This window comes from Symmachiella macrocystis (assembly GCF_007860075.1).
Lineage (GTDB): Bacteria > Planctomycetota > Planctomycetia > Planctomycetales > Planctomycetaceae > Symmachiella > Symmachiella macrocystis.
In genome coordinates, this window is record NZ_SJPP01000001.1 from 1,796,280 (window position 1) to 1,816,810 (window position 20,531).

Consider the following 20,531-nt stretch of genomic DNA (forward strand, 5'->3'; position numbering starts at 1 on the left):
CGGTATTCCGTTTCGTATCGTTATCAAGACCGGCTGGCCGTTATCCCGGTTGTCAACATTCGTGCTTAACTCCCTAGCACGTTTCATACCGAAGTCGAACAGGAAGGGTCAGACTCTCGCTCCAAGCGGTTTTTCCCGCTGTTTTAAGCCCGAACTCCTTTTCCACCTTCCCCTGCCGATGATGCCCCCTAACAGCATTTCCCGATTCGGCGCCACATTTGTTGTTTGAACGCAACATCACTTTTCATCGGCAACACGCTCGTCAAGCAGCACGCCACGACGGAATGCGCCGATAAACCGGACCGCCCCCTTATTTTGGACGATTCGAACAGGCTGTCAATAAAAAACGGGCTGGAAACGGGCTTTGGGTAAATTAAAAAAACGGCCTTCCCAGCAGGCAAACCAGGGCCTACCGATCGATGATTCTGATTTGCCCGGTAACGCATTGCAATTCTGATTTACCCCAAAATCCGGAATTGCGGAAAATCAGAAACAGACCGGTGGCGCGGAATCGCCCGATGAAGCGACTCAAAGCACGCGCCGGTTCACCTCCGGCCGCTACCGTTTCACCCGCCGCAACTGGTCCAACAATGCCGCCACCTGCTCGTGACCCTGTTCCGTTTGGCGCACGATTAACAGATTGCTTTCGCGAAAGGGGTCAATTTGGTTTTTCTGCCTCAATATCGACCCGCTGAACGGAGCAATCACACCACCGCCTCCGGACTCATTCCATGTGTCGGGTAGCACCGTGGACTCAATCGTCGTGGCCAGCAATTTGGTATCTCGACTCAGCGGAAGTTCACTCACGTCATAAATCCGCACGATTTGCAGTTCCTCGGCTTTGGTCGCGGTCGTAATCAGCAACACTTCTTCATAAGATACCGCCTGCAATTGTATGGGCCCAAGTATGAGTCGCAGAACCTTCTGCAGCGATATTCCACCAAGGGACAAATTGACCGGCGTATCGGTCGAAATTCCCTCATCATTCATCGCCATCTCATCGAAGACGATTTGGATGTTATGTAAATCTTGGAGATGAAGGGCGACATCGATCAACGGTTGATCCTGAAAGTCTACCTCCGAGGGCGATGCCAATGCTTTGCGGATCGCCTGTTCGTTTTTCTCCTGTGTCGTCGGCTCTAACTTTTTCTCGCTGGGAGGATTCAAAACCTGTCGCAGATCAGCCAACAATCCTAAAATCTGATGATGCACTTTCGCCGTCTGGCGGATTACTAGAATCCCGGGTGCGGACGTGTCGCGTTTCTCCTCTTCCGTGGCAGGCCCTTGAGCGATAACGCCCGATCCCCCCGCCTCGCTCCATGTGTCGGGTGCGACGCACTCGATGATCGCATTCCGCAACGGGTAGAATTGTTGTGGAGCCAAAGCCTGCCCCATGATGTTTTTCAAATCATAAACCCGCGTTTCCAGAATCCCCGCCGCCACGGCTTTGGTCGTGATCTTCAGCACATCATCATCGACTACTGCCTCCAGTTCTAAAGGATCCAGTATCAATCGCAGCGCGAATTCGGTCGTGATCCCCGCTAGCGTCAAATTCACCGGCGAGTCTGGTGAAATCCCTTCGTCATTGAGCGCCACGTCGTCGATGACGATTGAGATGTTGTGCATATCCTTAAAATTAATTACGACATCCGTTAAAGGTTGATCCTGGAAGTCGACTTCGGTTGTACTCCGCAATGCCCGCTCAATTTGGTCTCGTACTGTCGCCACCGGTTTCGCAGCTTGTTTGTCCTCAACTGGCATTTTCTTGACCGCCTTATTTTTAACCACCGTTTCATCCTCAGCCACAGTCACCGACACCACCCCAACAAATGCCACTGCGCAGAATGCGACGGCCGTCATCAGCACCGACACCCGTCGCCCCAAACCACGGCGATTGCGGCGGGGGTCGAGTAACACGCCGATCCGTTGTGACAATTGCCCGCGCCGCGCCATCGCCGGCGCCGGGTGCAGCCATTCGGCTGAAATTTGTTGGGCGATCACCAATAACTGCTCCGCATACGTCGTTGCCGGCATCCCGGCCGTGAGCACCACGTCGTCGGCCGCGCAATCGCTCTCTTTGCGCACTTGACGGTTCGCGAACCACACCAACGGATGAAACCAGTACACCACACACGCCACTTGGGCCAACATCTGCGACAGCCAGTCGTGCCGTTGAATATGCGCCAGTTCGTGCAACAACACCGCCCGACGGCACTCATCCGTCCAACTCGCGCAATCCCGCGGCAACAAAATCACCGGCCGCATTAGCCCCCAGGTCATCGGCGATATCGGCCGATCACAACTACGCAACTGCACTGTCCGTGAAATCCCTAGTTGTTCCCGCAACGACAACAACAAGCCCTGCCAAGCATCATCCGACAACATCGCTGACTTGCGCACCAACCAATGAGCTGAGGCGATGCTGATCAAACTCAACAATCCTACGATCAACACACCCGCCGCCCAGGTAACGAGCAATACGTCCCCCGTGTGCCACGCAGGAGCGTCAGCGACCGCGCTCGTCATGCTTGCTGCCTCGAACGTTTCAGGTCTGGCCGGCGTTGCTGGCTGCGCACTGTTTGGCTTACTGGTTGGAATCGTTTCCGTGAAGAGCCATTGCGAAGTGATCGACGTCGCTTCCGAGAAACGAGCCGGTTTGTCAGCGCCGGGCAACGCGAATTTCAGTTGCGGCGCCGCTAGATACAAAATGGGAATCCACAACACCCCCACAACCGACAACAACCACAACCGATGCCGCGCCGCTGCCGAGACGCGGCGGCAGATGGCTATTACAATCAGTGCCCCGAGCAGTAGAACCGTTGACCGCAGGGCAATATCAAATGCAAATGCTGACGCATTGTTACCGGCAAACGACGAACTAAAGGATTCGAAGAGCGTGTTCATTTTTTTTCCCCTTGTTTGGCGTGTTCGATCAGTTGGGCGAGTTGGTTGAGATCTTGTTGGGATAGCTTGGCCGAGGACATGTCGATCAGTGTGGCCATTGCTTTTTCGGCGGAGCCGTCGAAGAAGGTGGTGAGGAGCTGTTTCAGCGCCGAGCGGCGGGCCTTTTCGGCGGAGAGGGTGGGCGAATAGACATACCGCGGGCCGTCTTGCTTGTGTTTCAAGTGCCCCTTTTCCAAGAGCACCCGCAGCAACGTGCGGACGGTGGAATAGCTGGGCGGGTCGGCGAGTTCTGCGCGGATCTCGGCAGCTGTCGAGGAGCCGCGGCGATAGACAATATCCATGATTTGGCGTTCCCGTCGACTGAGTTGTGCCTGTGGTGGTCGTGGCATGTCAATCCCTTTGGGCCGCTTAGTGTGTGTATTTTTTAACACCTAAACGGACACGATACCGCTGCGATGCCAAGCTGTCAACAGGAATGCGCATTTTTACGCATAGCAACTTCCGGCTCCTCAAACCAACCCCCGCGTACCGCACCGCCAACTGAACGAGCGATTGCGATTGCTGTTTAGTCTGCGGAATTCCACTTGACGACATTCTACTGCGGTAGTAGCATGTCTCTTACCTTGGTAGTAGACAGGAGCCGACACACCCCATGACCGAACCCAATCATCAACTCGCCGCACTGCAACTCGCTATTATGCGGGTCCTCTGGAAACGGGGCGAAGCGACCGTGGCGGATGTCCGCGAGGACCTGCACGACGAGCGTCCGCTGGCCTATACCACCATCGCCACCATGCTGGCCAAGATGGAACGCAAAGGCTACGTCGCTCATCGGATCGAGGGGCGAGCGCACATTTATCGACCGGCGATCGATCAAGAAAAAGTCAGCCGCTCGATGGTCACCGACCTCGCCGATCGACTGTTTGCCGGCGATGTCACGCAGATGGTCGCGCACCTGCTCGACGGCTGCGATGTCGATGCTGATGAATTGGCCCGCCTCAAAGCATTGATTCGTGCCCGTGAAAAGGAGGACCGTGATGCCCGATAACTTGGCTCATTACGCAGCTCCCCTATTGGCATTTCTGGCAACCTACCTGTTGCACTCCACCTGTTTGTTGACGGGCGTGTGGTTGTACTTCTGTTGGCATCGCACCGCTCGCCCAGCATTACGAAGTGCGCTCTGGAAAGTCGCCGCAACCGCCTCGTTTGTGACCGCCCCGTTGGCCTTGTGGTTGCCCGCTGCACTACCGGTCTCAGAAGTCAGCACCCCCGCGGCGGATCATCACAGCATCGCCATCACGCCGACACTCTCCACAATCGAGTTACCCCCGAACATCCCGATCGAAACTGACGACGCTGTTGCTCTTGACGCAGCGACGTTGGAGGCTTTCGCGGTGGACATCGGGACTGACATCGCCCCAGCCGACGACTTTGATGAACTGGTGCTCGAGCCGCCGGAAATCGTCGCGACAATCCCCCTCCCTACCCACATCGCGCCGCCAATCAATACGACCGAAATCGTGCCGTCTCCCGCTCCTTGGGATCCGCGCATCGTGATTGCTGTTTCGGTCGCGGCGGTAGGATGTTTCTTGTTAGGACTCACGCGGTTGTGGGGGCAAACAATTTGGCTGCGACGGCGCTTCGCCGATTGCCGGTTGCTGACCGAGGGACCGGCAGCGGAAGAATTGGCAAGCCTGCTAGCCCAACAACGCCGTAGCAAAAAAGTCCGCCTGTTGTCGTCCGGGCAGTACGCTGAACCGGCGGCGTTTGGTTTGTGGCGTTGGCACATCGTGCTTCCCACTCGAGCGGAGGCCGAGTTGAACCGCGACGAACTGCGGTCGCTACTCGCGCATGAATTGGCGCATCTCGTCCGCCGCGACATCTGGTGGTTGTGCATGGGACGACTGCTCTGCTCCGCTTTTGCCTATCAACCGCTCAACTTCTGGGCGCGGCGACAGTGGCAGCGTGCGGCGGAGTTTTTGTGTGACGAATGGGCCATCGACCGCACCGGCGACCGCTTCGCTTTAGCGAACTGCCTAACAACCGTCGCCCAATGGCGAATCGGCACCGAGACTCTCACCGGCTCGCTGGCAGCAACGGGACATCGCTCGACGCTGTCGGAGCGTGTGGAAAGCCTCGTCGATAACGACGAGACCCGGCACCCGCCATCAAAAATCCGCTCGCTCTGCCTAGCAGGAATCGTCCTGGTCAGCATGATCGCTTTGATCCTCCACGGTCCGACAGCAACGTTCGCGCTGCCGACACTCTCGGTATCCACTGCGGACGAAGCATCCGAGTCGCCCGCAGCTGCATTAGCATTCGATCCTTCTCCAAGCATTGAAGAGATAGCATTCGACGAACCGATTGAAGCATCGCCATTCGAGGAGTCTACCGAGGACATCACACTGCAAGCCGAACTCACTGGACTGCGCGAAGAACTACGCAACCTGGAAGCTCTCATGGCACAAACAAACGTTGACCCACGCCTCAAATCCTGGCCCGCCCGCATCCGCAGCCGGATCGCTGAGATCGAACACCGACTCGACACCTTACAACAACTGCCGCCTAACGAAACCACTTCAACATTTCCAACCGACTCGCCCAATTTTCAAATCGAGGAGACAAACCCATGACCCGGTTATTTTACTTAACGCTGACGCTGATCGTATTGGTCGGGCTGGCCTCCGCCAGTTGGTTGACCCTCGGTGCGACGGCTGGTGAAGAAAACAGCCGCGACTTGTTCTCAGCCGACGTAGCGGAGTACCAAGACCAGAACGCATTCGACCGTACTGACACACCGCACGAAGCCGAAAGCCGCGATTTAGCCGACCTCGATCTGTTTGTGGCCGGCGAGCAAGCGAAGAATCCATTCGCAGCCGAGCCCACCGTCGCGCATGACGAGCTGCTTACAGAACCTTCTGAAGACCCACAACATGGACGAGAGACTCCGGCATTCGCCGAACCTTTGCCAATCCGATCAGATAGATTCTCTGATTTGGATCAACCCACCCGCGATGCACTCGAAGAGATGGCAAATAATATAGAGCGGGAAGCTGACGAATTACAAGAACAAGGGAGACGGAAAGACGCGCAGTTTCACCGGCGTTTGCATCACGGCTTGAGGGCAATCATGGAACGCCGAAAAAATCGCGATGGCGGAGCCGTCCGTCCGCCACGCGTTCCTTTTGACATCAACCCAAGTGAACTCGATGTCGATGATAGCATTCGTAAAGGCCGCGGTTTTCTCAAGATAGCACAACGCGATGATGGCATTTCTACAGAAGATCGCGAATTGCACCGTAAGATTGAACACCTACAACGCGCAATCGAGAACCTGAAACAAGCAGACCTGGAAGAACAAGCCCAAGAATTACACCACCAAATGCATCGCATGCAAAGGGAGTTGCAAGAGCGGCACGAACGACGCGCGATGCAAGAACGCGAACGCCGTCACCGACAGGAAAGAGAACGTCGCGAACCCGCCCCGCGCGACGACGTCCACGAAGCCCTCCACGATCTCCGCCACGAAATCCGCAACCTCCGCAACGAGGTCCGTGAAATGCACGAGTTGCTCGAACAACACGTTAAAAGTGGCGGCAAAGATGAAGTTGAACTCACTCCTCGCAACTTCGAATTCAAGGTTGAAGGTGAACCCAGGCCGTTCGACGAGAGGGACATCAAAAAGAGAGACGACCAACGGAACGAAATCGAGGAAATCGCCCCTCAGGCTCTTGACGAGGAGGAAGTCGAAGAGGAAGTTGAAAAGGAACACGAGGGGCGGCCCCTCTCTAAGCCAGACAACGAGCTTCTACCAATCAACCAGCCTGAGCAAATCAAAGAGGCATACGGAGAGGCATTCGAAGTCTTGCCCAGCGAGAAGAATAAGGCGGAAGCTAATTGATCGTCTCCCCGCGCCGCCAATCACAACGTGGACGCGCATGATTTCACCCCGCGCGGTATAACAGACGGTGCCCGGTCACGAACCGGGCGCCGTTTTTTTTGCGCCTGCAGGAAGCAGCGCGCAGTGGCGCCCTTTAGTGGGCGGCAACAGGGTCTCCCATGGCCATTGGATTTCAACACGTTGTGAATGAGGCGTCGCGATGCTTCGTCGTTCGGTCTTCTGTTTGGCAATTTTCCCTATATTCTGGGCGCCGGCTACCGCCTCCGCCGCCCCCCCCACGCCCGAACAACGCCGCGTCGACGCTGCCATCAACCGCGCGCTGGAGTATCTTGCGAAAACGCAAAAGCCCAACGGCTGTTGGGAATCGGACGCCTATGGAGAATCGACGGCGACCACGTCGCTGGGTGTGATGGCGTTTCTCGCTGCCGGGCACGTTCCCGGTGAAGGCCCCTATGCCGACAACATTGACCGCGGAATCCAGTGGGTCATCGACCACCAACGCACCGGGCAATACGACGCCGGACTGATCGCCTTTCGCACCAGTCACGGCCCGATGTACAGCCACGGCGTGAGCACGTTGATGCTGGCCGAAGTGGCCGGCATGGTTTCCAAAGAGCGGGCCAAACCGGTCCGCACGGCGCTGGAAAAAGCAATCCGCGTGATCCTCAACGCGCAAAACGTTCCCAAGTCGGAGCGGAACAATGGCGGCTGGCGGTATCAAGTCCGCAGCAGCGACAGCGACCTCAGCGTGAGCGGCTGGCAACTGTTGGCGTTGCGCGCGGCGAAGAATCTGGGCTGTGACGTCCCCGCTGAAAACATCGACCGCGCCGTCGCCTACATCAAACGTTGCAGCAGCGCCGCCGACGGGGGCTTCGCCTATCAACCGGGCGGCAGCGTCACCTCAGTCCGCACCGGCACGGGAATATTGGCCCTGGAAATCTGCGGCGAACATCACAGCCAAGAGGCCCTCCGCGGCGCCGATTATCTGCTGGAAAACCCACTCGATTACGACGAGACGTATTACTTTTACGGCGTCTACTATTGCGGCGTAGGCATGTTCCAAATGGGCGGCAAATACTGGACAGCAATGCAGGACCAAATCCGCGATGTGCTGTTGGAGAAACAATCCGCAGACGGCAGTTGGACCGCCGGCAACGGCAGCGAAAAACGCATCGGCCGCGTCTACACAACAACCATGGCGGTGCTGTCACTGGCGGTGGAGTATCAGTATCTGCCGATTTACCAGCGGTGAGGCGGAGACGCATAATCGCCAGCGGGTGCCACTGGCTTTGCCAGTGTTGATGCGATTTCGTCCATGGTTTCACCTGGCAGGCTTCGGTGAATAGATCCCGAATGGGAAATAAGCATGACCGTCGATTCTCACTATGAACTCACCTTTGACGATGCGTTTCTTGCTCGTTGGCGAGACGATCGAATCGAGGCTCATGTTGCTCTGAGCAAGTATCGAATTGCGCGCATGCGGCGAAAGATGATGGGGACCGCGTGGATGCAGACGCTGGGCAAGGTGACGGGGGTCTGCTTTTTGATGTTTGCCATATTGTATGCACTCCCCCCAATGGGTGACGCAAGGTCTGTTGCCCTGATGTTGATACTCAGCCTGATCGCTTTTGTGATGTCCAACTCGCGGTTGATCAACTGGCTTGACAGCTTACCCCCTGCTATTGTCCGAACAAGAGTGTCACGACAGATTAGCCGCCAAGCCGAAGAACTCGCCATTAAGGCACCCTATACGGTACGCCTAACCTTTCGGGACAACGAACTGACGATCGGCAGCGAGGCGTTTGACGAGGAACATACCATGCGGCTTATACCGAATCGAATGGTCGCCATCCGAACAAAACAACTTTATGTCGTTTTTGGAAAGCTCATGGAAACCGCTCGCATTTCATTCGTGAACAGCGAGCAGGAACAGATCGCGATCGATTTCCTGCGAAGCAACTGCGTTGAAATCATCGCTATTGATGACAATGCAAACAACAGCGACGAGGAACGGAACCGTCACTAGAAGGACGTTCCTGTTTGGCGGTCTCGCCAGTTTTCGTAGGTCAGGCTCCCGCCTGACGCGGTACTCGTTGGACGTCCAACTTCAGTTTCGTCAGGCGGCGGCCTGACCTACAACTCAGTCCTGCAGAATTTCAACTTCACCAGTCTCCATAGCGTAGATCCCACCTACAATCTTGATCTCACCATCTGCTTCCATTTGTTTCAGAATGGGACTGTATGTTCGGATATTTTCGACCGTTTCGCGAACGTTCTGCTTGGCGACCATTTGGACAAACTCCTTGTTGCTGCTGGTTTTGTCCCCCTCGTAATCGGTGAAGTGATCGACCGCCGGGCGGATGTTGGCCAGCATCTCTGTGATATTGCCCAGTTCCACTCCGTCGATCGCCCCCCGCACCGCGCCGCACGATTCGTGCCCTAAGACAAATACGAGTTTCGCGCCGGAAACCTTACAGGCAAACTCCATGCTGCCGAGGATGTCGGTGTTTTCAAAATTGCCGGCGACCCGCGCTACAAAAATATCGCCGATTCCACGATCAAACACATCTTCCACCGGAATCCGCGAGTCGACGCACGACAAAATCACAGCTTTAGGAAACTGCCCCAGCGCCGCATCACGGACTTGTTTGGAATGGTCTCGGGATGTCAGCGTCCCCGATGTGAACCGCTGATTGCCATCCCGCAGCGTCTCCAGCACCTGATCGGGAGTCAGCTGGTCCTGTTCTGCTTGTGTCAGCACCCGCTCAACCCGCGGCTGGACGTCGCTGGCGACTTCCGTCGAATCACCATCCGTTTGAGCAACCGGCGTTTCGCCCGGCCCACAACCGCACACCATGAAGGACAACACACAGCAACCCAAAATCGTGCCGGGGAGAATTCTGATCATCTCTAGAGACCTCGTTATTGATTCGTCCATGAAACAGCGACAAGTAGGACGCAAAGGCTAGCGTTCCGCACGATTCCTGTCCAGGTGCGTATGAGAAATCACCGGCGTAGTCGATGTGTGCTCGCCTCGATCTGACCAGCCGGTGCAAACCCAATCGCTGCATGCAGCGATGACCCAGATGTAGTTGGCTGAAAACGCCCTGGTTACAACGATCGAAAGCAATTCGCGCACCAACTCAGCTTGACTGTAAACCCGTACAGAAGGACTCGACGCAGGATGGTACCGTCGAGCAAAGCCGTTTTTGCGGTGGTGTATTAGTATTTGCCGTTTTTCAGCGTTGAGCGGGTTTACGCTATCCCGATTACGACATCAGGAGGCATCTGGCCACCAGATGTTGACGTCACAATGCGGCAGCGCGGCGCGTAGGGCCTTGACGATTTCCGGAGCCGGCGCCGGCCTGCCGGGGACTTCGAGTTCTTTGAGGTTCTTTAAACTCGCGAAATCTTGGATGTTCTCCATCGTGATCCCCGTGCTGGGCCACCACAGCTCGGTCAGGTCCGGAAGCTGGTTCAAAACGGTCGCTGCCGAAGCGGGGACACCCGTATGACCAAGACTGAGCCGAGTCAGACGAGTCAACGAACCGATCTCCATGCATATATCATGGTCGATGGGGGTATGACTGAAGCTCAGATTGCGCAGTGAGTTAAGTTGCGCAATTTCCTGCATGCCTTCCATGTCCAATTCGGTGTCCGCAGCCTCTAGGAATTCCAGTTGTGGGCAATTCGCGGCGTAGCGAAATCCACAGCGGATGGGGTTATTCGAGAGGTATAACTTTCGCAGCCGCCTGCAGTTGGCCAAACACTCGAGATCGTGTTCGTTCAATTCACAGCCTATCGCCGATAAAATTTCCAATTGTGGTAGCGCCGCAAAGGCATCCAACAAACCTTTGACAGGTAAACATTGAATTTTCACTTCTGTCAATTGCTGCCATGCCTTTGCATGGGCCAAACCTTTTGCGGTGACATGGCTCGCATTGTAACGCAGTTTGCGAAGCCCGTGATGATGGCAGAGGTAGGGGAACCCCTCGTCATCGATGTCAGTCCCCATGAGTTCAATCGAAGTCACACCCTCGAGCCGTCCGATTTCGGGGCATCTGACATTTATCCCCGGACCGCCACTGCGAACCAGCATGCCGCCGTATTCCGGATCCGGCACCACTTCGATCAAGTCCTTGGCCAAGCTTGCTATTAAGTCTGCCTGATTGGCATCATCTCTTGTCATGTCGACTCTCCTTGAATCAATTGCCCATTGCATCACGCAGAACGTCTTCGAGCCAAGGGTTGCGCCTTTGTAGGCGTTCTTCCGGAGGTGTTTCGGGATCAAATAGCCAGTCATGTACACCCTGCCCGGCAAACTTGAGCCCCGGCTCAATAAGTAACTCTCCCATGAACTGACCGCGGCCCACTTCGTTGATTCCTGCCAAAAATCCGCCACCAGGCGCAAAACCCTGACCAGCATTACCACGTCGAAAGTTGCTCAGGGCATACCACGCTCCGATTGCGGGTAAGATGTTACGGGCAGCACTGCCGAGCAATCCCGCCCAGCGACGCGGATTGGTTCTGGCGAGATCATCGATCGCGTTACTTAGCTTCCTGGCATTGCCTGCCAATTTGACCGACGTGTCTTGGTTGACCCGGCGCTTTGCAATCAACTTGAGTTGCTCCTTAGTAATATTAATCCCCCTTTCTTTTGCAATCCTTTTAGCGGTGTGGGCGATTGTAACACTCCGCATGAAACCTTTACGCCATTTTTGTGCATCGCGAATCAGATCGATTATTGTGTCATCGTTGCGAATCAGCCCCATTGTCGTAGCACTCAGTCCCGATTTATTGTCAAACTCCATTCCAGTACGAATCCAAATCAAGAGTTTTTTGGCATCATCCCCGTCTATGGGAGATCCGGATGATACGTCCACAAACTTCCGTAGCACAGCATCAATAGCTTCATTATAGCGAGCGTGCGTGACGCCGTTCCATGTATCGTATCCGTGAGAGTAATTGAGTGTTGCTCGTGTCCCCTTTTCGAAGACAGCTAAAGCTTCGTCGGATATCAGCTTTATCTCAAACAACGCATTATATACGCTTTGCGGAATCCAATGGTGCCCAACCCCCTTTACTAATGGATCAGCACCAATAGTCAGCCGCGTTAACAATGAATGCACGGCTGGTACAGAGACTTGGCCCGTCGGGTCAATATTCGTCACCGGGTCCCCATGCACATACGCATATTTATGCAAACTCTGCGGATCGTGAACGTTCCCCGCGAACGGGTCCAGGCGGTTGAAACGGCCGGTGCTGGGGTCGTACATCTGCGGCGCTCCTGCTGATAGGTTGAGTGTTTTCCAAATCCGATTCGATTGTGGCAGTCCCGTTGCTCTCCGGTTGTGGTGGCCTCAAGGTGATCGGGAACGGCTTCCCAAAACCCGCATGCGTATTGCCTGTTCGGCCAGTTTCAAAATTGCTGCCGACTTTGCATCGGCGTACGGGGTGCCAGCCGCCGTTTGAAAACGTTCCGCCCGACGATTGCGGCGCGGTTCCCACGGAAATCGCACCCGCCGTCCCCGCAGCCGCAATTCGATTGTGCGGCAAAACTGTTGCCCCGTTAGCCCCCATTCCTTAAGCACCGCGTCGAGATGCTGCCTGTTGCACTCCTTGGCAAAAAAGGCATAAATATCATTGTGCGGAGCCAGACGGCACGCCGCCGCATAGGCAGCCCACGCCGGTTCAAACATGCGGTGTGCCTCAAAGACTTGGGCACGCTGGACGAGAAACGACGCCACTTCCTCCGCCGGCGTCAGCGACCGCAAAAATAACGGCACAGCCCGCTGCCGCTCTTGGGCATGCCATACGGGCAACCAACGTAGCGGACTATCGTAATAATGCTCGTCGTCGTGACTATCGAAATCGCCGTTGAATTCGATATTGCGGCACTCGCGCCACGGTGGAATTCTGTGGTCGTGCGCATCCCAGCGGCAAAAAACGTGGCCGGGCGAGTGCACCAACCGCAGCGGATAACCCAACCGCCGCCCGACAGCCACCAACAACACGGGCAACGACGAACAGGTTCCATGCCGCTCCGGACCGAGCAAACCAAACAGAAAATGCCGGCAGGTTTTCGTCCAATCGGCCACCGTGCGAAGATCGCGTTCCTCAACGCAATATTTAATCCTGAGCGAATGTTGCAGAAACCTCGCCAAGCAGAGCATCCGCCACAACGGCTGTGAGTGCTCCAATTCGTCGGCATGCTCCTCGAAGAACGGCCAACCTTCTTCGGTATGCACGGCGACTTGAAGCGCGACGCGATCCAGCAGTTGCGTGAGGGCTTCCACATCAACTGGAGTAGTGCCGGGCAACTCCGCTGAGCACAGCAAATTCGCACGAGCAATATCAATGCCGCCCAATTCCGCGGGCGAAATCGCGAGCATTTCGGCCAAAGTGCACGGCCGAGTAGCTGTGGACGCAATCAGCATGAGCGCAGGTAGATCCTTGAGGTAGAGCGAGATGGGATCTAGTTTGTTCCATTGCCTGCGGAGCCAATTATGCAGCGGTTCTTGTCCAAATTCAATAAAATTTAAGCAAAATTCGCAATTCCAGTGAAAATCTCCAGAATGCCCGCACGTACTTTATTGCCCCGCCATTTTACGCGCATTGACCCTACCACGGACCAAGGGCTAGAATTGATGCTGGTCGCGGACGGGCTTGTTGGATCTGCGACGGAATCACTGGGATCACCAGCATGGTATCTGGGGTGGGGAGGCGATTGCGGTGGGGGTACTCAAAATGCTTGAGGGGGATGTCCCCGGACGCATTGTCGTGCTCAATCATGAAAAGATGGTGCTCGGGCGCCATCCCAACTGCGAAATTGTCCTGGACAATGCCGCGGTTAGCCGTCGCCATGCGCAGTTCCTGGAGAACCACGGTACCTATTTTGTCGAAGACCTGCAAAGCCGCAACGGCACGATCGTCAACGGCGAACGGATCGAGGGCCGCACGCAACTGCAGGATACGGATCTGGTCAAAATCTGCAACGTGGTGCTGCGATTCCATGCGGTAATGCCGCCGACCGTTGATCCAGGGACGATCACTGTTCCCGGCGACACCCATCCCATCAGCCCAGACACCGCTCACGTCAAGCCGGGGGTGGGACAGACGACGGCATCTTTGCCGCCGGTGCCGATGGACGATTCCAATGCCGCCGTGATTTCGTCGATGGATGCTTCGTCGGTTACGCACATCAGCCTCAAAGTACAACCCGAGGCCAAGCTGGCAGCCGTGTTGGCCATTAGCCGCGATCTGGGGGGAGCACTCGAAGTGGACGAGGTGCTGCCGCGGATCCTCGACAGCCTGTTTCAGATTTTCCCTCAAGCGGATCGCGGTGTCGTCTTGCTGAACGACAACGAGGCCGACAAATTAGTCGTCAAAGCCTCCAAAACACGACACCACCACGAAGACGACATTGTTGAGATCAGCCAAACGATCATCCAAAAAGCGGTCGACACGGGACAGGCGTTTCTCAGCGCCGACGCGGGGACCGATCAACGGTTCGACAGTAGCGAAAGCATCTCCAAATTTCGCATTCGCTCGCTGATGTGCGCGCCACTCGTCGGTCAGGACGGAACACGGTTAGGCGTCCTCCAAATCGATTCCAAAACCTCAGCCCCGGGATTCATTGCTGACGACTTGGAGCTGCTCATCGCCGTCGCCTGCCAAGCCGCAGTCGTCGTCGAAAAAGCTGTGCTCTATCATCGGGCCGAAACACTCCGCGACCTCGAACGGGAACTGAACTTCGCCACCCAGATTCAGCTGGGATTTCTGCCCACCGAACGGCCACACATTGATGGCTACGAATTTTTTCATTACTACGAAGCTGCGCAAAGCGTGGGCGGCGACTTCTTTGACTATGTGACTTTGCGAAACGGAAAAATCGCAATCACACTCGGCGACGTTGCCGGTAAGGGAGTCCCCGCTGCATTGATGATGGCGCGGTTATATGCCGATGCCCGCTACCATTTATTGATGGAACAAACCGCCGGCGGGGCGCTCACCAAACTCAACGACGATGTGGTCCGCGGCGGACATGGACACCGCTTCGTGACCTACGCTGCGGCAATACTCGATCCCCAGGCGCATCAACTCACGATTGCGAACGCAGGCCATTTGCCGCCGCTGCTCAAAAAGGCCGATCAAACGGTCGAACGCATGGGCGTCGATCACGCCAACTTGCCACTGGGAGTCGATGGGAGCCTGGAATTTGAAGAGGCCGTCTTCGACTTGGACCCCGGCGATGCGATCGTGCTCTACACCGACGGCGTCACCGAAGCCACCAACGCCGCCAATGATTTGTATGGCATGCAACGATTGATAAAATGCATTGCCGACGCGCCGACAGGCATTGGTGAACTGGGGGAACGACTCATCGCCGACGTTGAGGAATTTTGTGGAGGACGCGCCCAGCGTGACGACATCTGTCTGCTTGGGCTCCGCCGACTGCAAGTCTAAGACCCTTTGCTCATCATTCTCTTTCTGACATTCTCGAAACATTCACTTTCGACGAACGATGCCGACACTCATTATCCCAGAATTCATACCCCACCCCGTGCTCAAAGGTGGACATGCTCAAACCTTGGCAGGTACCTTCTTGCCGGGCAGCAAATTTGTCTATAGCGCGACACAACACCGGCTCGATTTGCCCGATGGAGACGCGCTGATTCTGCACGATGACCAACCGGAAACTTGGAACAATGGCAACCGGGCGGTGTTGATGCTGCACGGGCTGGCTGGCTGCTACGAAAGCCCGTACATGATTCGCATCGCCGGAAAACTCAATTCCGCCGGCGCGCGGGTCTTTCGCATGGACCATCGCGACTGCGGCGCCGGCGCTGGACTGGCCGTACAACCCTACAATGCCGGTCGGTCTGACGACGCACTGGCTGCGCTCAAAGAAGTGATCCGCCTCTGCCCCAATTCCCCCGTAGCGATCGTCGGCTTTTCACTCAGCGCAAATATTGTGCTCAAATTGCTGGGAGAAGACCCTGCGATTTTGCCGCCCGAACTTGATCGCGGTATGGCCGTCAATCCTCCGATTGATTTGCTCCACAGCGTTAAAGCGCTCGACCTGCCGCTCGGCCGACTGTACGACCGGCACTTTATGGGTTTGCTGATTGCACAAGTCATGCAACGCAACCTGCGGCTTGAGGGGAAACATTTTGAATTTCCCCGCAAACCGCGACGGTTGATGGAATTCGACGACTGGTACACTGCCCCGCTATCGGGCTACGGCAACGTGACCAACTATTACGCCCGTTGCAGCGCCTCGCAATTCATCCCCAACATCGGCCTCAAAACCTTGGTGCTCACCTCCGGCGACGACCCACTCGTCCCCGCCGATCAATTCGAAAACGTGCAGCTCCCCCCCTCCGTGCAATTGCACATTGCCCGTTCGGGTGGCCACATGGGTTATATGTCGAAAAACGGCAACGACCCCGACCGCCGTTGGCTCGACTGGCGGGTTGTGGATTGGGTCATGCACTGACCGAGTGACCGCATCACTCGTCCGTCACGCAGCCCTCGGATGCGGACTTGACGTTTTTGATGTACTTGTACAACGTCCCCCGTTTTGCTTTGAACGGCGGGGCGACCCAAGCTGCTTTCCGCGAAGCCATTTCGTCATCACTGACGTCGACGCTGATTTCGTTTTTCTCAGCATCGATCGTAATCACGTCGCCGGTTTGAATCAGACCGATCGGTCCGCCCACTTGCGCCTCGGGGGTGACGTGCCCCACAATAAATCCGTGCGACCCACCTGAAAAACGGCCGTCAGTCATCAAGGCCACGTGCTGTCCCAGACCGGCTCCGACGATTGCCGATGTCGGTGTGAGCATCTCCGGCATGCCGGGTCCCCCTTGCGGGCCTTCGTAACGGATGACGACGACGTCTCCTTTTTCGATACCCTTTTGCTCCAGCGCCGTCAGCATGTCTTCTTCGGAATCGTACACCTTGGCCGGTCCTTGGAAACGTTGCCCCTCTTTGCCGGTGATCTTGGCGACCGCACCTTCGGGGGCCAAATTCCCTTTGAGGATCTGCAAGTGACCCGTCGCTTGAATCGGATTGCTCAACGGGCGGTACAAATCTTGTCCGTCATTGAATCCGGGCAAGTCCTCCAGGTTTTCGGCAATCGTTTTCCCGGTGACGGTTAGCAAATCGCCCTGGATCAATCCTTCGGCCAACAGATACTTCATCACCGCCGGCGTCCCGCCAATATCGTGCAGGTCCTCTTCGACATACTTCCCGCTGGGTTTCAAATCGGCCAGATAGGGGACGCGATCGCTGACGGCTTGGAAATCGTCGATGGTCAAAGGCACATCGACCGATCGGGCGATGGCAATTAAGTGCAGCACCGCATTCGTTGAGCCCCCCAACGTCATAATCACGACCATCGCGTTTTCAAAGGCTTCGCGGGTCATGATATCGCGGGGTTTGATATCCCGCTCCAAACACAGCCGAATCGCCTCGCCGGCTTCGAAGCATTCCTCAAGTTTTTTCGGGTCAACGGCCGGAGTCGACGAGCTGTACGGCAAGGACATCCCCATCGCTTCAATGGCCGACGCCATCGTATTTGCCGTATACATGCCGCCGCAGGCGCCGGCACCGGGACAGGAGTTGCGTACAATTTCGCGACGCTGTTCCTCGTCAATCGAGCCGCCCAGATATTCGCCGTAACTTTGAAACGCCGAGACAATATCTAATTTGCAACCGCCGGCTTTTCCCGGCTTGATCGTACCGCCGTACACCATCAACGACGGCCGGTTCAGGCGGCCCATCGCCATCAAGCAACCGGGCATGTTTTTGTCGCAACCGGGCAGCGAAATGTTGGCATCGTACCATTGGGCTTCGGTGACCGTTTCGATGGAATCGGCAATCAAGTCCCGCGACTGCAGCGAGTAACTCATCCCCGAGGTTCCCATCGAGATGCCGTCGCTGACGCCGATCGTATTGAACCGCATTCCCACCAAGCCGGCAGCTGTGACCCCCTCCTTGACCTTAGCGGCGAGGTCCAACAGGTGCATATTGCAGGTGTTGCCCTCATACCACATGCTGGAAATTCCAACCTGCGGCTTATTCATGTCGTCTTCGGTCATGCCCGTGCCATACAGCATCGCTTGCGAGGCGCCTTGCGACTTGGGTTGCGTGATGCGCGAGCTGTATTTGTTTAAATTGGCGGAGGTTGTCGTGTCTGTCATGTCAAATTCCTGAAATTCAATGTCTGCAATTACGCAATTGTCTGTGATTTTTGACCGAAAGTCGTAGGTCCGGCTGTGCCGGACGAATTCAACGTCGTATTCTGCTAGAGGCAATAGCCGGTAGAACCAGCTCTATGTGATGACAAATTTGCTACCGCGCGCCCAGCCGCAGGCCCCTCGATTTCATGAGACCAACACGAGATAAAGGTTCGCGCCGCTAACGAAATGCTCGCCGAACCAGACGCCTCTCTTGCTGGCCCACCACTCCCGAACATCTGCAGGAGAGGGTTCCAAGCTTCCCAGCATGGCAGATTTCCTTTTGAACTCAAGCGTCCCATCCGAGATTTGGTGGATTGTCGCTTGAATTCTTCGTGGAAAACTATTGCGATGGAAAATAACGGCGTGTGAACACCCCCAACCTTGCGTCCTAACGGTCGGTCTGAACGTCCTTCCACATGACAATCATCTACTGCCTTTACGAGAAACCCGATGCATTTGGTCATTAGCTGCAACCTGAAACCGCACAGCCGGACACGCATCTTAGCACGGCAGACGTTTGACGTTTTGTGCGAATGGAACGAACCGGCCGATCTGGTTGATCTTCAAGATTACGCATCCGCCTTGGAACGGGATGACGCGGACGACCCTGAAATCCAAGAGCTGTCAGCCAAAATTGCCGCAGCGGACAGCGTATTGTTGGCTACGCCGATTTATCACTTCGACGTGGGGTCCACCACCAAACATCTGATTGAGTTGACCACAAAAGCCTGGCGGCACAAAGTGGTCGGAATTCTGGGAACAGCGGCCGGTCGGCGGAATTACATGGCGCTGACCGGGCTGGCCAATAGTCTGATGTTGGAATTCCACTGCCTGATCGTGCCGTACTTCGTGGTCGCCACCCCCGAATCATTCGATGGCGACGTCTTAACCGGAAAACGCGCGCTCAGACGCATCGACGATCTCACCCGCACAGCCTCCCAATGGGCGGCTGCGGCGGCTATTCGTGACTCAAGGCAGATTCGACGATCCCATTAAGTAGCGATCACATTCGCGGGCCACAGCGCGGCCTTCGTTGATCGCCCAGACCACGAGGCTTTGACCGCGACGACAATCGCCGGCAGCGAAAACCCCGTCCACATTCGTGGTGAAGGTCCCGTGCTCGGCTTGATAGTTTGAACGACCGTCGCAGGTCACGCCCAGTTGCTCGGCAACCGGTGATTCCGGCCCCAAGAAGCCCAAAGCCAACAACACCAGGTCCGCCTCGAAGATCCGTTCTGAACCTTCCACCCGGCTAAATGGAGGGCCATTGGGCACCGGCTTGGACCAGTCGACTTCGGTCGTTTTCAAGGCTTTGACATGCCCGTTCTCGTCACCAATGAACTCCACGGTTTCGATTTCAAAAACGCGGGGGTCGGCACCATAGCGATCCGCAGCTTCTTCGTGGCCGTAATCGACGCGGAAAATCTTCGGCCATTGCGGCCAGGGATTATTCGCTGCACGTTCGGCCGGCGGCTCGGGGACGATTTCAAAATTGGTTAAGGTCTTGCAACCGTGTCGTAGCGACGTCCCGATACAGTCCGTGCCCGTATCACCACCGCCGATCACAATCACATTCTTGTCCTTGGCCGAGATGTACTTGCCATCCTCGTGTTTTGAGTCCAGCAGGCTCCGCGTATTAGGCCGCAGAAAATCCATGGCGAGATGAATTCCTTCGAGCTCGCGGCCGGGGATTGGCAAATCCCGTGGACGGGTCGCTCCGGTACACAGAACAACTGCATCGAAATCATTCTTGAGTTTGTCGGCCGGCAGATCTTTGCCGATCGCACAATTGACAACGAACTGCACCCCTTCGGCTTTGAGCAAATCGACACGTCGCTGGACGATTTCCTTGTCGAGTTTCATGTTGGGAATGCCATACATCAACAGGCCGCCGATGCGGTCGTCCCGCTCATAGACCGTCACCGTATGGCCCGCTTTGTTGAGCTGCGCCGCTGCGGACAACCCGGCGGGGCCTGACCCAACGACAGCAACCGTTTTACCGGTCCGCTCCTGTGGCGGCTGCGGGACAATCCAGCCTTCCTCAAATCCACGATCGACAATCGCGCACTCGATAGACTTGATGGTCACCGCCGGTTCGATGATGCCCAACACGCACGAACCTTCGCACGGCGCGGGGCAGACCCGGCCGGTGAACTCAGGGAAGTTGTTCGTTTTGTGCAAACGATCCAACGCTTCGTGCCAATGGCCGCGATAAACCAAATCATTCCACTCGGGGATCAGATTGTGGATCGGACATCCTGCCGCCATGCCGCCGATCATTTCGCCGGTATGGCAAAACGGCACACCGCAATCCATACAACGCGCCCCTTGCTCCTGCAGGGCATCGACAGGCATGTGCTCGTGGAACTCATTCCAATCCAAAATCCGTAATTCCGGCGCGCGATCCGTGGCGACTTGCCGTTCATACTCCATAAAACCGGTCGGCTTACCCATAACGTTACCTTACTCTGCATGAAATA

Annotated in this window: 16 protein-coding genes; 8 read left to right on the top strand and 8 right to left on the bottom strand. The window is 56.1% G+C overall.

What is annotated here, in order from left to right:
- Positions 1 to 558: 558 nt before the first annotated feature.
- The gene (locus CA54_RS06955) at positions 559 to 2,904 is read right to left on the bottom strand and encodes a M56 family metallopeptidase (RefSeq protein WP_146370085.1); all 2,346 of its coding nucleotides are present in this window, start codon (positions 2,902 to 2,904) and stop codon (positions 559 to 561) included.
- Positions 2,901 to 3,293 (bottom strand): BlaI/MecI/CopY family transcriptional regulator, encoded by a 393-nt coding sequence (locus CA54_RS06960; RefSeq protein ID WP_146370086.1) that lies wholly within the window; start codon positions 3,291 to 3,293, stop codon positions 2,901 to 2,903. The genes CA54_RS06955 and CA54_RS06960 overlap by 4 nt, the downstream gene beginning before the upstream one ends.
- A 263-nt stretch (positions 3,294 to 3,556) precedes the next feature.
- Here CA54_RS06960 and CA54_RS06965 point away from each other — a divergent pair, with 263 nt between their 5' ends.
- The 5 genes from CA54_RS06965 to CA54_RS06985 all read left to right on the top strand — a co-directional run bounded on the left by CA54_RS06965 (position 3,557) and on the right by CA54_RS06985 (position 8,831).
- Entirely contained in the window at positions 3,557 to 3,952 is a 396-nt protein-coding gene (locus tag CA54_RS06965; RefSeq protein ID WP_146370087.1) for a BlaI/MecI/CopY family transcriptional regulator, read from the top strand.
- A complete protein-coding gene (locus CA54_RS06970; RefSeq protein WP_146370088.1) occupies positions 3,942 to 5,537 on the top strand; it encodes a M56 family metallopeptidase in 1,596 nt (531 codons plus the stop codon). Before CA54_RS06965 ends, CA54_RS06970 begins: the two co-directional genes overlap by 11 nt.
- The gene (locus CA54_RS06975; protein WP_146370089.1) at positions 5,534 to 6,805 is read left to right on the top strand and encodes a hypothetical protein; all 1,272 of its coding nucleotides are present in this window, start codon (positions 5,534 to 5,536) and stop codon (positions 6,803 to 6,805) included. The genes CA54_RS06970 and CA54_RS06975 overlap by 4 nt, the downstream gene beginning before the upstream one ends.
- Before the next feature lie 199 nt (positions 6,806 to 7,004).
- Complete coding sequence (locus tag CA54_RS06980; RefSeq protein WP_146370090.1) at positions 7,005 to 8,057, top strand: prenyltransferase/squalene oxidase repeat-containing protein; 1,053 nt, start codon at positions 7,005 to 7,007, stop codon at positions 8,055 to 8,057.
- 255 nt (positions 8,058 to 8,312) lie between these two features.
- Complete coding sequence (locus CA54_RS06985) at positions 8,313 to 8,831, top strand: hypothetical protein (protein WP_146370091.1); 519 nt, start codon at positions 8,313 to 8,315, stop codon at positions 8,829 to 8,831.
- A 114-nt stretch (positions 8,832 to 8,945) separates the two neighbouring features.
- Here CA54_RS06985 and CA54_RS06990 read toward each other — a convergent pair whose 3' ends face one another.
- From CA54_RS06990 to CA54_RS07005, 4 genes are all read right to left on the bottom strand, one after another.
- Positions 8,946 to 9,713, bottom strand: a complete 768-nt coding sequence (locus tag CA54_RS06990) for a carbonic anhydrase family protein (protein WP_146370092.1) — start codon at positions 9,711 to 9,713, stop codon at positions 8,946 to 8,948.
- 369 nt (positions 9,714 to 10,082) lie between these two features.
- A complete protein-coding gene (locus tag CA54_RS06995) occupies positions 10,083 to 11,108 on the bottom strand; it encodes a leucine-rich repeat domain-containing protein (protein ID WP_146370093.1) in 1,026 nt (341 codons plus the stop codon).
- Positions 11,011 to 12,081 carry an RHS repeat-associated core domain-containing protein gene (locus tag CA54_RS07000; RefSeq protein WP_146370094.1) on the bottom strand — a complete coding sequence of 357 codons (1,071 nt, stop codon included), beginning with the start codon at positions 12,079 to 12,081 and terminating at the stop codon, positions 11,011 to 11,013. The genes CA54_RS06995 and CA54_RS07000 overlap by 98 nt, the downstream gene beginning before the upstream one ends.
- An 84-nt stretch (positions 12,082 to 12,165) precedes the next feature.
- Complete coding sequence (locus tag CA54_RS07005; RefSeq protein WP_146370095.1) at positions 12,166 to 13,242, bottom strand: hypothetical protein; 1,077 nt, start codon at positions 13,240 to 13,242, stop codon at positions 12,166 to 12,168.
- Positions 13,243 to 13,474: 232 nt separating this feature from the next.
- On the opposite strand from CA54_RS07005, the gene CA54_RS07010 reads away from it, so the two are divergent.
- Both CA54_RS07010 and CA54_RS07015 read left to right on the top strand, forming a co-directional pair.
- Positions 13,475 to 15,271: a SpoIIE family protein phosphatase gene (locus CA54_RS07010; protein WP_146370096.1), complete on the top strand. Its 1,797-nt coding sequence runs from the start codon at positions 13,475 to 13,477 to the stop codon at positions 15,269 to 15,271.
- A 58-nt stretch (positions 15,272 to 15,329) separates the two neighbouring features.
- Positions 15,330 to 16,304, top strand: a complete 975-nt coding sequence (locus tag CA54_RS07015; protein WP_146370097.1) for a YheT family hydrolase — start codon at positions 15,330 to 15,332, stop codon at positions 16,302 to 16,304.
- Between the two features lie 13 nt (positions 16,305 to 16,317).
- Here CA54_RS07015 and ilvD read toward each other — a convergent pair whose 3' ends face one another.
- The gene (gene ilvD / locus CA54_RS07020; protein ID WP_146370098.1) at positions 16,318 to 18,012 is read right to left on the bottom strand and encodes a dihydroxy-acid dehydratase; all 1,695 of its coding nucleotides are present in this window, start codon (positions 18,010 to 18,012) and stop codon (positions 16,318 to 16,320) included.
- 489 nt (positions 18,013 to 18,501) lie between these two features.
- Here ilvD and CA54_RS07025 point away from each other — a divergent pair, with 489 nt between their 5' ends.
- The gene (locus tag CA54_RS07025; RefSeq protein ID WP_146370099.1) at positions 18,502 to 19,047 is read left to right on the top strand and encodes an NAD(P)H-dependent oxidoreductase; all 546 of its coding nucleotides are present in this window, start codon (positions 18,502 to 18,504) and stop codon (positions 19,045 to 19,047) included.
- Here CA54_RS07025 and CA54_RS07030 read toward each other — a convergent pair.
- On the bottom strand, positions 19,021 to 20,505 hold the full coding sequence (locus tag CA54_RS07030; RefSeq protein ID WP_146370100.1) for a glutamate synthase subunit beta: 1,485 nt from the start codon (positions 20,503 to 20,505) through the stop codon (positions 19,021 to 19,023). The genes CA54_RS07025 and CA54_RS07030 overlap by 27 nt on opposite strands.
- Positions 20,506 to 20,531 lie beyond the last annotated feature (26 nt).